Raw genomic sequence first — 13,391 nt, forward strand, 5'->3', positions numbered from 1 at the left:
AAAATTAGCTTCAAATACTACATTGCGGGATATCTCGGCAGTAGTATGACTACTCATGCTTGCGCAAAAAAAGTCGGGGTCAGCTCCGGCAATCGGACATGCGCGAAGCGCAAAGCTCCCCGATAAGCCGGAGCTGACCCCGACTTTAATTAGTGATGGGACTCGACGACGATCGTGGTGGCGGTGGATTCGCTTTCGCTGCGGAATGCGGTGTTCCAGGCGTCCAGGCCGCCGTGCAGGGGCTTGGCGCGTTTGTAGCCGTGGGAGTGCAGTTGCTTGGCGACCTTGGCGGCGGTGACGTCGTTCGGGCAGCTGCAGTAGACGATGATGTGGCGGTCTTTCGGCAGCGATTTGATCACCGACACGGGATCGCTGGAGCCAACCAGCAATGCGCCCGGCACCGGCGGGTCGAGCAGCTGGGCGGTGGCGCTGCGGGCGTCGATCATGACCGGGTCGTGGCCGCCATCGAGCAGTTCTTTCAGCTCATCAATGCTGATGCGCTCGGTTTGCATGGCTTTCTGGAAGCGGCGACGTTCGATGAACTTGGCCAGCACGAACAAGCCCAGCAAAATCGCCAGCACAGTCAGCGCGGTCGAGCCCATGGTCGACAGCACGTCGAGGACTTTATCGACATCCGAATGGAAATAGGCGCCAATCGCCAGGCCGGTGGCGCTCCACAGCAGGCCGCCGAGCAGGCTGAAGCCGAGGAAAACCGGCACCGTGGTACCCAGCGCGCCGGCCATTGGCGGCGCAATCGTGTTGAAACCGGGGATGAACTTGGCCACCACCATCGATTTCGGTCCCCATTTGCGGAAATTGTCTTCCGTCTGGCTGACGCAGTAGTCCGGCGACAGGGAAATCTTGCACAGCAGCTTGAGGATGCGCTTGCCGAAGTGGCGTCCGGCGCGGAACCAGAAATAATCGCTGATCAGGCAGGCCAGCATGGCGATGCCCAGCACCACCGGGAAGGGCGTGCCGCCATCAACCGCCAGCGCGCCGGCGACAATCAGGATCGGATAGGCAGGAATTGGCAACCCCATCTGTTCGACCAGCACCACGGCAAAGACGATCAGGACACCATACTGCTGCAACAAGGTAATTAGGTTAGCCATAGTTCGTCTATGGTAGCGCAAAACGACGCCTAAGGCAGGACCCCTTCCACGTATTGCAGCCCCAGTTGCTGTTGCAGCAGGTGGAACAGCTTGCACTGCTCCACCGGCTTGCCGAGGACGTCGTCGGCGCCGGCGGCCAGCGCTTGCTGGCGTTCGTCGCCGAAAGCGGGCGATGCCATCAAGATGACCCGCGGCTGTGGCAGGCTGGAGTCAGCCCGCAGGCGGCGCGTCGTTTCCAAGCCGTCGACACCCGCCGTGCGCCAGTCCAGCAGCACGAGCTCGGGCTGCAGCTGGGCGATAGAGTCAAGCGCTGCCGCGCCATCGGAAGCTTCGTGTACCTCGAATCCAGCGGGCACCAGCATGCTGCGCAGCAGGTGCCGGCTATCGACGCCGTCATCCACTACCAGCAGGCACCGTCCCTGGTCGCGCGGCGCCAGGCGCGGCAGGCTGGCCGGCACTTCGCCCGCTTCGGCCTCCGCCGCTTCGATCGTGAAGTGGAATTGGGTGCCGCGGCCGGGCATGGCTTCCACTTCCAGTTCGCCGCCCATGATGCGCACGTATTGGCGCGAAATCGCCAGTCCCAGGCCTTGGGTTTCGGCCGCGCTGTCCGGCGCCATGCGCACCGCAAACGCCAGGACATGGCGGCCGCCCGGCAAGGGCGTGCTGCGCAGCGCCAGCGTGACGCTGCCCACGCGTTCGGTCTTCAGGGCGTTGGCAGCGAGGTTGAGCAGCACCTGGCGCAGCTTGGCGCCGTCGAGCATCATGGCGCGCGGCGGTGCAAAGCATTCGAGCTTGATGGCAACGCCGGCCTTGGCGGCGCGTCCGTCGACCATGTCGCCGACATCGCGCAGCAACTGCGCCGCGTCGACTGCCTCTCGGTGCAGGGCGACTTCGCCGGCTTCGATCCGGGACAGCTCGAGGATGTCGTTGATCAGGGTAAGCAGCTGCTGGCCGGAGCCGTGGATGATGGCCATATTGCGCCGCTCATCCTGCGTCATGGTGGCGGAATGGGCCATCAAGCGCGAGAAGCCGATCACGGAATTGAGCGGTGCGTGCAGCTCGTGGCTCATGGCGGACAGGAAGACGCTCTTGGCGCGGCTGGCCGATTGCGCTTCGGCCACGGCCACCGACAGCGCCTCGGTGCGCTCGGCCACCAGTTCTTCCAGGTGGCTGCGGTGGCGCCGCAATTCCTGCTCGGTCTCGGTGGCTTCGGTCACGTCGATGCTGACGCCAACCATGCGCACGACCTTGCCCTGTTCGTCGCGGAAGGAGCGCGCCATCGAACGCAGGTGCCGCACCGCGCCATCCCGCCGGCGTATGCAGAATTGCAGCGAGAAGTCGCGCTCTCCCTTGAGCGCCGCCGCGACTTCGGCGCGCGCCCGTTCGCGGTCCGCGGGTACCACGTGCTCCAGCCAGGCCTTGTAGTTGCCGCCGCCCAGCCGGGTTTTCAGGCCGTACTGGCGCATGATTTCATCGTCCTGCGCCAGTTCATCATGCTGTACGTCCCAGTCCCAGATGCCGATGCTGGCGGCGCGCGTGGCCACGCTCAGGCGCTCTTCGCTTTCGCGCATGGCGCGGTAGCGGCTATCGAGCAGCGCCCACATTTTGTGGATCGATTCCTTGAGGGTGCGCAGCTCGCCGAAGAACCAGGCCCTTTGCGGCGTGTCGCCGGTGACGTACTGGCCCACGGCCTTCAGCGGACGCAGGATCAGGAACCACAGCAAACCATACACGCTGGCCACCAGAACCACCGCCAGCAGCAGGATGGCCAGCATGTCGTCGCGGCGCTGCTCGCGCAGCTCCTGCTGGAGATAGGCCGGCGTAACGAATACCTTGATGGTGCCGATGCTCGTGCCGTCGATCGTGATCGGTCGCTGGGCGACCAGCATATCGGGCGCGGTTTCCAGGGGGCGGCCAGTTTCCAGCTTGTCGCCGGCGCCGCGCTGCACCACGTAGGCGCGTTTGCTGCCGCTGGCGTACATCACAATGGCGTGCAGGTCGCGCTGGTTCATGCTGGCCCGCATGATGGACAGCACCTGGTTTTCATCCAGGTTCCAGGCGGGCAGCGCCACGCCCAGCGCCAACTGGTCGGCGCTGATATTCAGCACGCGCTGCAGCTCCTGCCAGCGCTTGTCGCTCTCGGTGGAATAAGAATAGGCGGCGAATACCATCAGCACGGCGCTGACGATGGCCGTCAGCGCCACGCTTACGAGTAATGCGATGGAGGCAACCTTGTTTGAACGCAAAGACCTGCTCCAGTCGGAGAGCCGCGGTATGCGGCGTTGGGAACTCAGTTTGCCACGATCACGCGGCCTTGGGAATGGCCGCCAGCAGCGAGCGGGTATAGGGGTGTTGCGGATTGCGGTAAAGCGCGTCCGAATCGGCCATTTCCACCACTTCGCCCTTGTGCATGACCATCACCTGGTCGGAGATGTACTTCACCACCGACAGGTCGTGCGAAATGAAGATATAGGACAGGCCGAATTCATCCTGCAGGTCCTGCAGCAGATTCAGTACCTGCGCCTGCACCGAGACGTCCAGCGCCGACACCGATTCGTCGCACACCAGGATTTCAGGCTTCATGGTCAGGCAGCGGGCGATGGCGATGCGTTGCCGCTGGCCGCCGGAAAATTCATGCGGGTAGCGATGATAGGCCTGCTGCGGCAGCCCTACCCGCTCCAGCAGCGCCAGCGCCAGCTCCATGCGCTCAGCGTCATTGGCGCCGATACGGTGCAGGCGCATGGGTTCCAGCAGGATCTGGCCGACCGTGAAGCGCGGATTCAGCGAGGCATAAGGATTCTGGAAAATGATCTGGATGCGGCGCTTGAAGGGCTGGAATTCCTTCGCGCTCATGGCCAGCAGGTCGCGTCCTTCGAACAGGGCGCTGCCGCCGCTGGCCTGGTGCAGACGCAGCAAAGTCAGGCCGACAGTGGACTTGCCGCTGCCCGATTCGCCCACCACGCCCAGCGTTTTGCCGCGCGCCAGTTTGAAGGAGACGCCTTTGACAGCCTGGAACTCGCGCTTGCCGAACAGGCCCTCGCGCAGCCAGAAACTTTTTTTCAGGCCCTGCACGTCGAGCACGATCTCGTCGCCGGGCGCGGTGCCGCGTGTACGCTGCGGCAGCTGTTCACCGCCGCCGAAGCGCCCTTCCATATAGTCCTTGATCACCGGCAGGCGCACCGGCCGCGCTTCGAGCGATGGCCGGCAGTGCAACAGCGCGCGGGTGTACAGGTCTTTCGGCTCTGCGAACACGGTGCGGGCGTCGCCGGCCTCGCGCACTTCACCGTGGCGCATGACGATCACTTCGTCGGCGATTTCCGCCACCAGCCCCAGGTCGTGGGTGATGAACAGCACCGACATGCGGTGCTTCTTCTGGAGGCTGGCGATCAGCTCCATGATCTGCTTCTGGATCGTGACGTCCAGCGCGGTGGTCGGCTCATCCGCGATCAGGAGCTTGGGCTTGCAGGCAATCGCCATGGCGATCATCACGCGTTGCTGCTGACCGCCCGACATCTGGCTCGGGTAGGCGTCGATTTTCGCTGCCGGATCGGGAATGCCGACTTCTTCCAGCAGTTCGAGCGTGCGCGCTCGTGCAGCACGCGCGTCCATGCCCATATGCTGGCGCAGCACTTCGCCGATCTGGAAACCGACCGTGAACACGGGGTTCAGCGAAGACATGGGTTCCTGGAAAATCATCGCGATATCCTTGCCGCACATGGCGCGCCGCCGGGCGCTGGACTGGCGCAGCACTTCCCTGCCCTCGAACAGCACGCTGCTTTGCGGGTCGATGATCGTGCTCTGCTGCGGCAGCAGGCCCATGACCGCCAGCGAGCTGACGGACTTGCCGCTGCCCGACTCGCCGACCAGGGCCACCGTGCGCTCTTGCGGGATGTCGAAAGAAATGCCTTTCACCGCTTCGAAGGTGTTCTTCTTGTCGGTGCGGAAGCTGATGCGCAAATTGCGGACCTGGAGCAGCATGTCATTTCACCTTAGGGTCGAGCGCGTCGCGCAATGCGTCGGCAAAGAGAGAGAAGGCGGTCACCAGCAAGGCCATAGCGCTGGCGGCGGCGGTCAGCTGCCACCATTTGCCCAGGATCAGTTCATTCTGGGCTTCGTTCAGCATCGAGCCCCAGCTCAGCACGCCGACCGGCACGCCGAAGCCGAGGAAGGACAGGATCACTTCGGCCTTGATGAAACCGACTACCAGGATCGAAACCTGCACCAGCGCCACGTGGCTCACATTGGGGAAGATATGCTTGAACATCTTGCTCCAGGCGGAGGCGCCGATAGCGTCGGCCGCCATCACGTATTCACGCGCCTTGTGCTTGATGTATTCGGCGCGGATCAGGCGATAGGGGCCGGTCCAGCCGGTCAGGCCGAGGATCAGGACAATGGTCGACACGCCCTTCTGCTGCAGCACGGCGGCTACCGTCAGGATCATCAGGATCGAGGGGATCGAGGTAAAGACGTTGTAGAACCAGTTGAAGAAGTCGTCCACCAGGCCGCCGTGGAAGCCGGAGACGGCGCCGAACAGCGTGCCCAGGCCGACAGCCAGCGCAGCAGCAGCCAGTCCAACCACGATCGAGGTCTCGCCGCCTTTGATGGTTTTCTTGATGACGTCGTGGCCCCATTTGTCGGCGCCAAACAACAAGCTTGGCGCCCGCACGGCCGTCGGCTCGGCAACGGCCTTGCCCAGCGTCGCGCGCAGCTCGCGCAAATCGCCCGCCAGCGGGTCGAACTCGTTGGCCGGGGGCGTCCCGGCGCTGACTGCCTCCGGCGCACTCGCCGCGCTGGGCACGGCAGTCGCGGCGAAAGCCGGCGGCGCATAGTTCGCGGCAACCTCCTCTTCCCAGTCGGCGGCAACGAGGCCGCTGGCCGATGCGGCAAGCAGCAGCAGGAATGCGCCCACCACAGCCAGCGCCGCCATCGCGACACGGTCAGCCTTCAGCCGGCGCCAGGCCAGCGTCCACAAGCCGGCCGAATCATGAATTGCGTGCATGCGCTTCCTTATTTGAGCTGTACGCGCGGATCGACAGCCTGGTACAGCAAATCGGTCAGCAGGTTAAACACCATGGTGGCCACGGCAACGTAGACGGTGATTGCCTTGATGACAGGGAAATCGGAACGCTCCACCGCCAGGATCACCTCGCGCCCAATACCCGGAATGCCAAAAAAGCGTTCGAGCAGGAAAGCGCCGATCAGCATCGCCGGCAAATTCGCCATCACATAAGTAATGATCGGGATCGCGGCATTGCGCAGCACATGCACCCACATCACACGGCGCTCCGGCAAGCCCTTGGCGCGCGCCGTGCGCACATAGTCCTGCCCCACCTCATCGAGCACAAAGCTGCGGAACAGCCGCAAAGTCGGCGCCAGCGAAACAGCAAGGCCGATCAGGATAGGCAGCGCGGCAAAGCGCAAATTCTCCAGCAAGCCCGAGCCCCAACCCTGGACCGGGAACCAGCCCGCCTTATAGGCCAGCCAATACTGGAACACGATGATGTAGACCAGGATCGAAATCGACATGCCCACCGTGCACACCACCATCAACATGCGGTCCGTCGGCGAGCCGCGCACAAAGGCCACGGCCAGCGCCAGCGCAATGCCCAGCACCGTTTCCAGCACGGTCAACGGCAGCAGCACGGTGAGTGAAGGCCCCAGGCGTGTCTTGATGATGTCCGACACGGCTTCGCCGGTGGCCCAGCTCTGGCCGAAATCAAAAGTAGCGATCTGCTTCAAAAAGATGCCAAGTTGCACAAACCAAGGCTGATCCACGCCCAACTGACGGCGAATGTTCTCGATGCTGGCTGCGTCCGACATCTTGCCGGCCAAGATAAAAGCCGGATCGCCGCCAACCCAATTAAACAGCACAAATACCAGCGCAACGACGCCCAGCATCGTCGGCAGCATTTGTACTACGCGGCGCAACATGTATAAAACCATCGTTCACCTTTTAACAACTACATTTGACATCAAATAATAAGCGATTCACTTAAATTTGTTTCGTAAATGAGACGGATCTTCCTAATTTTGTATCGAATACCAATTTTTATTTGACGCAATCTTAGCCCGAATGATCTCATCTTTGCCGGAAGGAATCATAGGGAAATGGTTCCTCTATTGGGAGCACCAAGAAGCAGTATTAATAGCTGTCGCTCGTTTTTTATTCCAACTTTTGGAGATAGCAACATGATGGAAAAAGTCATGGCCCGTTCCGTTCGCATCATCTGCGCTAGCGGTATGGTCGCCACCCTGGCCGCACCAGCGTTCGCGCAAGAAGCACAACAACCAATGCAGCGCGTGGAAGTTACCGGTTCGAGCATCAAGCGCGCAACCCAGGAAACCGCATCGCCAATCCAGGTCATCAGCAAAGAAGACCTGATGAAGTCCGGCAAAGCAACCGTTGCTGAATACCTGCAAACCCTGACCGTCGACGGCGCTGGCTCTCTGCCAACCGGCTTCGGTAACGGCTTCGCCGCCGGCTCAACCGCCATTTCGCTGCGCGGCCTGGGCGCCACCTCCACCCTGGTGCTGCTGAACGGCCGCCGCATGGCGCCATTCGCCCGTGCTGACGACGGCCAGAAGAGCTTCACCGACCTGTCCACCGTACCGATGCAAATCGTTGAACGCATCGAAATCCTGAAAGACGGCGCATCCTCCACCTACGGTGCAGACGCTATCGCAGGCGTGGTCAACATCATCCTGCGCAAGGACTTCGAAGGCCTGCAAGTCAAGGGCGATACCGGCTGGTCCAAATACGACGACGGCAAGCAAAACAAAGCTTCCATCACCTACGGCGTAGGCAACCTGGACGAAGACAAGTTCAACTGGGTGATCAATGCCGAGTTCATGGACTCCGACCGTATCAAGAACAAGGATCGTGCTGACCGCGGCCACATCGGCCATGGCGACCTGCGTCCGTACGGCTTCCCAGTAGGCACCCAGTTCGCAGGCGGTTACATCGCCGGCAACAACAACGCTTCGGCCGGCCCAGCTGGCGCGATCCGTAACCCAACCACCCTGGATTACGTCGGCCTGCCAGGCTGCTCGACCCTGTCCACCACCAAGGACCAGACCGGCGCGAACGGCGGCTGCCTGTGGCACCAGGACCAGTTCCGCGACATGCAGCCGGACATCACGTCCAAGAACCTGTACACCCGCGGTACCTGGCAAGTCAACGGCGACACCCAGGTGTACGCTGAAGCCGGCTACTCCCAGCGTGACACTTCGTTCACCCTGACCCCACCGTCGGTGACCCCAACCGTGGCCTTCCCACCGAACGCCACCAACCCACTGGGCTTCGTGAACTACGGCGCGCTGGCTCTGATGGGCGCAACCCACCCGCAGAACCCGTTCGGCAAAGCGACCCGCATCCGCTACACCGCGTTTGACGTGGGCCCGAGCACCCGTTCGGCCAACAACGAGTTCACCCGCTTCGTCGTGGGCGTCAAGGGCTCGCTGGCAGGCTGGGATTACGATGGCGGCCTGACCCACTCCAAGTCCAAGCTGCACCTGGACTACAGCAATATGCTGCGTTTGAACGTGCTGAAGGCAGCACTGGGCGATCCAACTTCCCAGTACTTCCCATACTACATCGGCGCAGAAGCTTCCAAGAACCCGGCTTCCCTGTACGCTGCCATGGTCACCAACGCGACCTCGGATTCGACCACCAAGCTGGACGTGATCGACTTCCACGCTTCGCGTGAACTGATGGCCCTGCCAGGCGGCAACCTGGGTCTGGCAATTGGCGCGGAACACCGCCGCGAAAAGCTGTCCAACCCATCGCTGTCTGGCTCTGAAGACGGTTCGATCAACTCCTCCTACGTGGCTGCCTTCGGCGACACCAAGGTATCGGCAGTCTTCGCCGAATTGATCGCTCCAGTGTTGAAAGGCGTGGAATTGAGCGCTGCCGTACGTTACGACAAGTACGACAACTTCAAGTCCACCACCCCGAAAGCCGGCTTCAAGTGGACCCCGATCAAGTCCTTCGCTTTCCGTGGTACTTACACCGAAGGCTTCCGTGCTCCAGGCCCAGCTGAAGGTTCGCCACTGTCGCAGTCGACCGGCACCTCCACCGTGCGTGACCCAATCCGTTGCCCAGGCGGCACTCCTGCAGCCGGCGGCGCGACTTCTACCGACTGCGCGATCCCTGTTGCAGCTGTGAAGGTCGGCAGCGCTTCCCTGCGCCCAGAAACCTCCAAGGGCTCGACCCTGGGTATCGTTTGGGATCCGTTCGATGGCACCAGCATGGCGCTGGATGCATGGAAGATCAAGCGTAGCGATGAGATCAACCCACTGCCATACAACGAAGCGGCTGCCCTGCCAACCGCAATCCGTAACGACAACAACCTGGTCGTGGGCGGTGTAGTTGTTCCTAACTCCGGCACCCTGATCCTGACCCAGGCTCCATACCGCAACTCCAGCTTCACCGAAGTCAGCGGCATCGACCTGGACGTTAAGCAGCGCGTACGCCTGGGCGACTACGGCCGCCTGAACCTGGGCATGGTGTGGACCCACACCGCGTCCTGGAAGCGTCACGAGTCCGCAACCACCGTGTACCAATTCAACGGTACCCACGGCAACTGCGACACTTCGAACTGCGCTGGTACGCCTAAGAACAAGATCAACGTGAACGCGTCTTGGGACTACGGCAACTGGAACGTTGCGGGCATGGTCAACTACCGCAGCAAGATGGACAACGTGCTGTTCGCAGGCGACCTGTGCGCTTCCAAGCTGGCTAACGGCCAGCCTGGCACCACCGATTGCAAGATCGCATCGTTCACCACCACCGACCTGTCTACCCGTTACAACTGGAGCAAGCAGCTGACCCTGTTCGCTTCGATCAACAACGTGTTCGACAAAGTCGCACCGCTGGATCCGCTGACCTACGGTGGCATGAGCTACAACCCGATGGACGCTTCCGGCGCGATCGGCCGCTACTTCAAACTGGGCGCTTCTTACAAGTTCTTCTGATCTCGTAAGTTAATTCCCTAAAAAACGGCACTTCGGTGCCGTTTTTTTTCGTCCCGACTCAGCCGCTTGTCTACACAAACCAACAGATGCAAACAGCCACAAGCGAAAGATACATTGCCGAATATCTTTCGCTTTATCGCTCATCCGACACGCTACCGCATGCAAACTTCTCGCAAAATGCAGGCATCTTGCAGCATTTCGCTTTACGTTCATTTTTGAAGTTTTGTAAGAATTTGTGACTTGTTATTTCTAGTGTATTGCGTGCTAGCCACTCTTGCCAGACAGTACCTACAACCTGATGCCAAGGTTTTACCAGATTGAATGCTGTCATTTTTCGGGAGAGATAACAGGATCATGATGAAAGAAAACACCTTATCCAGCGCAGTTCGCTTACTTTGCGCAAGTGGCCTGCTGGCAGCCGGCGTCGTAGCGCCGGCCTTCGCCCAGCAAGCCGATCAAGCCATCCAGCGCGTTGAAATTACCGGTTCCTCCATCAAGCGAATCGCCCAGGAAGGCTCGCTGCCAATCCAGACCCTGAGCCACAAAGACATCGAACAGACCGGCGTGCAAAACGTGGCCGACTTGGTGGCCTTGCTGCCTTCGATGCAGGGCATGATCACCTCATCCGCCTCGATCAACGGCGGCGGCGGCGGCGTGCAGAGCGCATCAGTGCACTCGATCGGCACCTCGTACACCCTGGTACTGTTGAACGGCAAGCGCATGGCGCCCTACGGCACCGGCAGCGCGGTCAACCTGGCGTCGATTCCACTGGCAGCGGTCGACCGCGTCGAAATCCTGACTGACGGCGCCTCCACCCTGTACGGTTCGGACGCTATCGCCGGCGTGGTCAACTTCATCCTGAAAAAGAACCAGACCGACCTGAGCATCGACGCCACCTACAACCGTCCGCAGCACAAGGGCGGGCAGAGCGCCAACGTGTCGATCACCAAGGGCTTCGGCAATCTGGACACAGACGGTTTCAACGTGATGGTGTCCTACAGCCATGACCAGAGCAAGTCGCTGAACGCGGACCAGCGCGAGTTCGCGAACTCCGGCGTGCGCAAGTTCACCCTGAACGGCAAACAATTCGCTACCTGGCAGAACTCCATCAATTCGATCCCAGCCAATGCCGAAGTGGTCGACACCGCCGGCAACGACGTCGCCTTCTCGCCTGATCTGGTCAACAACGGCAAGTGCAGCGGCCCGAACACCTTCGCGCGCGGCGGCGTCTGCCGCTACGACTATGCCGCCACCGTAGAACTGCTGCCGGAGCTCAAGCGCGACAGCCTGTTCACCACCGGCCAGCTGAAGATCAACGAGACGACCCGCCTGACCGGCGAGTTCGTCTACTCCAAGTTCACCAGCACCGCGCGCTACGCGGCGCCGGCACAGCCGCTCACCACCATGAGCACCGATCCGGAAACCGGCGTGAAGACCGTCAGCCCGGTCTACATCGTGCCGTACAAGGCATCGGTTGAACCGCTGCTGGCTGGCCAAGGCATCGACCCGACCCAGGTCACCGATGCCTGGCTGTACTACCGCGCTCTCGATGCAGGGGGCCGCGCCGACGACTGGGGCACCAAGGCCCTGCACTTCTCGGTTGGACTGGACACCGAAGTCGCCGACTGGTCGCTGAACGCAACCTATACCCACTCCGAAAACAAGCAGACCGACAAGGCCGTCAGCGGCTACATGAGCGGCGACAAGTTCGAGTCCCTGGTACAGGCCGGCACCTACAACCCTTACATCATCAACCCGAATGCCGCCTCTATCCTGGCGCCGGCCGTGCTGCATGAAAACCTGGAAACCATCAAGTCGAAGATCGACGTGATGAGCGCCCACGCGTCGCGCGAGCTGTGGGCCATGGGTGGCGGCAATGCTGCACTGGGCTTGGGCGCCGACTACACCATCCAGCACTACAAGGACGACCCAAGCAAGATCCTGATGGGCCCTGGCCCAGGCAACCCAGGCTGGACCGACACCGTGATCGGCGGCGGCACCGGCTCGCAGCCACTGGATGCGAAGCGCAATAACTGGGGCGCCTTCGCCGAACTGGAAATGCCTGTCATCAAAAACCTGTCGGTGACCGCATCGACCCGTTACGATAGCTACCAGGCAGTCGACAAGAGCAACACCAGCTACGACGTGAATGGCAATGCTTCGCCGGCCGGCAAGCAAGGCACCGATGTGTCCAAGGCAACCTACAAGTTGTCCGCCCGCTGGCAGCCGTCGAAAGAAGTGATGGTGCGCGCTTCCTATGGCACCGGCTTCAAGGCGCCGACCATGAACAACATCTCCGACCCGCTGAAGAACGCCGGCTCGTCCAACTTCTTCGACTGCCCGATCAAGGTTGCGACCGACCCACGCTTCCCTTACTGCCGTGGGGTACAGGAGTACGGCCTGCTGACCGTGGGTAACCCAAGCACCGGCGCCGACGCGCTGAAGCCGGAAACCTCGAAGCAGGGTTCGGTAGGTATCCGCCTGGAGCCGATGGATTCGCTGTCCCTGGGGGTGGACGTCTGGGACGTGAAGCTGAAGAACCAGATCCAGAACCTGTCGCAGGACATGCTCTTCCGCACCGAAGCGTTGGCAATGAAGTACGCCACCATCTACTTCGACCCGATCCAGAAGTCGAAAGTGCTGGTGATGACCCAGTCGCCGCTCAACCTGGCCAGCTCGCGCTACCGCGGCGTCGACATGGACGCCACCTTCCGCACCACCACCCCGATCGGCAAGCTGACCACCAACTGGTCTGCAACCTATATGCTGAAAGCGGAGAAGACTGTGCCGGACGCCGACCATCCCGGCAGCAACAAGACCGAGAGCAGCATCGGCCGCTTCGACTCTTATGACGACGTGACCTTCCGTTGGATCCAGCGCCTGGTGTTCTCGCTGAAATCGAGCGAGCAGTGGGCTAACTCGCTGACCGTGAACTACAAATCCGGCTACGCCGACAAAGAGTACGTGGAGGACGACGGCCGCATCCGCGTGGTCAACGCCGACGGCACCCTGGGCGGCTACACGGACCTGAAGGGCCGCAAGGTGAAGTCCTACTCGACACTCGACTGGCAGTCCAAGTACATCTTCAACAAGAACTGGTCGATCACTGGCGGCATCCGCAACCTGCTGGACAAGGATCCGCCACTGTCGATCCGCGACACCGGTGGCGGCAACCAGGTTGGCTATGACGGCCGCTACACCGATCCGCTGGGCCGCACCTTCTACCTGACCGGCAGCTATAAGTTCTAAAAGCCCTCCCTGTCAATCCCTGCCTGCGCAAGCTGGCGGGGATTTCTTTTTTATGTA

7 protein-coding genes are annotated in these 13,391 nt (G+C 61.4%); 2 read left to right on the forward strand and 5 right to left on the reverse strand.

What is annotated here, in order from left to right:
- Positions 1-149: 149 nt before the first annotated feature.
- From AC1RTP_RS14070 to AC1RTP_RS14090, 5 genes are read right to left on the reverse strand one after another with little or no spacing between them, the layout of a single operon-like run.
- Complete coding sequence (locus AC1RTP_RS14070; protein WP_498608248.1) at positions 150-1,112, reverse strand: VTT domain-containing protein; 963 nt, start codon at positions 1,110-1,112, stop codon at positions 150-152.
- A 29-nt stretch (positions 1,113-1,141) separates the two neighbouring features.
- Entirely contained in the window at positions 1,142-3,358 is a 2,217-nt protein-coding gene (locus AC1RTP_RS14075; protein WP_498608249.1) for an ATP-binding response regulator, read from the reverse strand.
- A gap of 58 nt (positions 3,359-3,416) precedes the next feature.
- Positions 3,417-5,090 (reverse strand): ABC transporter ATP-binding protein, encoded by a 1,674-nt coding sequence (locus AC1RTP_RS14080; RefSeq protein WP_498608250.1) that lies wholly within the window; start codon positions 5,088-5,090, stop codon positions 3,417-3,419.
- Between the two features lies 1 nt (position 5,091).
- Positions 5,092-6,111, reverse strand: a complete 1,020-nt coding sequence (locus AC1RTP_RS14085) for an ABC transporter permease (protein ID WP_498608251.1) — start codon at positions 6,109-6,111, stop codon at positions 5,092-5,094.
- 8 nt (positions 6,112-6,119) lie between these two features.
- On the reverse strand, positions 6,120-7,055 hold the full coding sequence (locus tag AC1RTP_RS14090) for an ABC transporter permease (RefSeq protein WP_498608252.1): 936 nt from the start codon (positions 7,053-7,055) through the stop codon (positions 6,120-6,122).
- Positions 7,056-7,301: 246 nt separating this feature from the next.
- On the opposite strand from AC1RTP_RS14090, the gene AC1RTP_RS14095 reads away from it, so the two are divergent.
- Entirely contained in the window at positions 7,302-10,085 is a 2,784-nt protein-coding gene (locus AC1RTP_RS14095) for a TonB-dependent receptor (RefSeq protein WP_498608253.1), read from the forward strand.
- 354 nt (positions 10,086-10,439) lie between these two features.
- Positions 10,440-13,334: a TonB-dependent receptor gene (locus AC1RTP_RS14100; RefSeq protein ID WP_498608254.1), complete on the forward strand. Its 2,895-nt coding sequence runs from the start codon at positions 10,440-10,442 to the stop codon at positions 13,332-13,334.
- Positions 13,335-13,391: the final 57 nt, after the last annotated feature.

Source organism: Pseudoduganella sp. GW821-FHT11H04 (assembly GCF_058807935.1).

Excerpts from the sequence above, each read along its gene's own strand:
- AC1RTP_RS14070 (WP_498608248.1), bottom strand. The coding sequence starts at position 1,112 with ATGGCTAACCTAATTACCTTGTTGCAGCAGTATGGTGTCCTGATCGTC.
- AC1RTP_RS14100 (WP_498608254.1), top strand. The coding sequence starts at position 10,440 with ATGATGAAAGAAAACACCTTATCCAGCGCAGTTCGCTTACTTTGCGCA.
- AC1RTP_RS14085 (WP_498608251.1), bottom strand. The coding sequence starts at position 6,111 with ATGCACGCAATTCATGATTCGGCCGGCTTGTGGACGCTGGCCTGGCGC.
- AC1RTP_RS14095 (WP_498608253.1), top strand. The coding sequence starts at position 7,302 with ATGATGGAAAAAGTCATGGCCCGTTCCGTTCGCATCATCTGCGCTAGC.
- AC1RTP_RS14090 (WP_498608252.1), bottom strand. The coding sequence starts at position 7,055 with ATGGTTTTATACATGTTGCGCCGCGTAGTACAAATGCTGCCGACGATG.
- AC1RTP_RS14080 (WP_498608250.1), bottom strand. The coding sequence starts at position 5,090 with ATGCTGCTCCAGGTCCGCAATTTGCGCATCAGCTTCCGCACCGACAAG.